The sequence below is a fragment of the Streptomyces sp. CO7 genome (assembly GCF_053474865.1).
The window spans coordinates 236,316-238,055 of the sequence record NZ_JBRIOU010000006.1 but is presented as its reverse complement, the minus strand read 5'-3'; the positions used below and the strand labels follow the sequence as shown (position 1 = coordinate 238,055).

Sequence of the window (1,740 nt, the reverse complement as noted above, 5' to 3'; positions counted from 1 at the left end):
AGGTGGAGGCGCGGGCCGCGGGGGCGGGCCCGGCCTCAGTGCTCGATGGAGTCGATCAGTTCGCGGGCGCCTTGGCGGAGCAGGGTGACCGCCACCGAGGTGCCCAGCGTCGCCGGGTCGAGCGGGCCGGCCCACTCGTGGGCGTTCAGCCGCGTCTTGCCGTCGGGGGTGAAGACGCAGGCGCGCAGCGAGAGCTCGCCGGTGCGGTCCACCCGGGCGAAACCGGCGATCGGGCTGTTGCAGTGCCCCTGCAGGACGTGCAGGAACATCCGCTCCGCGGTCGCCTCCCGGTGGGTGTCCGGGTCGCCGAGGGAGCCGACCGCCTCGATCAGGTCGGTGTCCTGCTCACGGCACTGGAGGGCGAGGATGCCCGCGCCGATCGGCGGCATCATCGTCTCGGTGGAGAGCACCTCGCTCACCGTGTCGGTCCGCCCGATGCGCTCCAGCCCGGACAGCGCCAGCAGCAGCGCGTCGGCCTCGCCGGCCGCCAGCTTCTCCAGCCGCCGGTTGGCGTTGCCGCGCATCGGCACGCAGGTCAGATGCGGGTGCGAGGCGGCCAGCTGGGCCACCCGGCGCACCGAGGACGTGCCGATCCGGGTGCCCGGGGGGAGCTCGTCGAGGGTCAGCCCGCCGGGGTGGATCAGCGCGTCGCGGACGTCGTCCCGGCGCAGGAACGCGGCGAAGACGGTGCCGGCGGGCAGCGGCCGGTCGGCGGGGATGTCCTTGACGCAGTGGACCGCGAGATCGGCCTCGCCGGCCAGCAGCGCGGCGTCCACCTCCTTGGTGAACGCGCCCTTGCCCTCCACCTGCGACAGCTCGCCCATCCACTTGTCGCCGGTGGTCTTGACCGGCACGACCTCGGTGCGCGTCGAGGGGTGGTGCAGGGCGAGTTCGGCGCGGACGCGCTCGACCTGCGCGAGGGCCATCGGGGAGTCGCGGGAGACGATGCGGACGATCTCGGGAGCCGACATGCGGCCACGATAGCCGTCAGCAAGGGCTCCGTGGAGCCTGTGACGCGAGTGCGGCGCACGAGTCCAGCGGGACCCTAGCCGTCCTCGTCGACGTCCTTGCCGGCGTCCGCGCCCGAAGCGGCGGCGGCGCCGGGCGGGAGGTGCGCCGCGGACTCCTCCGGGGCCAGGTCCGGCCGCAGCCGCAGCCAGGACGGCTGGCGCAGCAGACCCGCCCGGGTCCGGGTGCTGTAGCGGACCTCGCCGACCAGCCGCGGCACCACCCAGCGCGCCCCGGCCGCTTTCGGGGCCGGGGTGAACGGGCAGGCGTCGGTCGCCGCGGCGGCCAGCAGCCGGGCCAGGTCCGCGCGCTCCGCCTCGCTCCAGCCGGTGCCGACACTGCCCACGTACCGCAGCAATCCCTCGGGGTCGCGCTGGCCCATCAACACCGCGCCCGGCAGCCCGGTGAGCCGCCCGCGCCCGGGCGTCCAGCCGCCCACCAGCACGTCGACGCCGGTCATGTGCCGGATCTTGATCCACGCCCGCGAGCGCACCCCCGGCTCGTACACCGAGTCGAGCCGCTTGCAGACCAGCCCTTCCAGGCCGTGCTCACGGGTGAGGGCGAGGGCCTGCTCGCCGTGCCCGACGACCGCGGCGGGCGTGGACCAGAACGGGCCCGCCAGGCCGAGCCCCTCCAGCTCCCGGCGGCGGCGCGCGTACGGCAGCCGGAGCAGGGAGCGGGCGTCCAGGTGCATCACGTCGAAGAGCACCAGATGGGCGGGGGCGGCCGCGG

The 1,740-nt window shown here is 75.5% G+C and carries 2 protein-coding genes; both read right to left on the bottom strand.

Going from position 1 to position 1,740, the window contains the following annotated elements; all coding sequences use genetic code 11:
- Window positions 1-35: 35 nt before the first annotated feature.
- Window positions 36-971, bottom strand: a complete 936-nt coding sequence (hemC, locus tag ACOV8S_RS22520) for a hydroxymethylbilane synthase (protein ID WP_448319781.1) — start codon at window positions 969-971, stop codon at window positions 36-38.
- Between the two features lie 74 nt (window positions 972-1,045).
- On the bottom strand, window positions 1,046-1,740 hold a 695-nt coding region (locus ACOV8S_RS22515; RefSeq protein ID WP_448319780.1), incomplete at its 5' end, for an ATP dependent DNA ligase.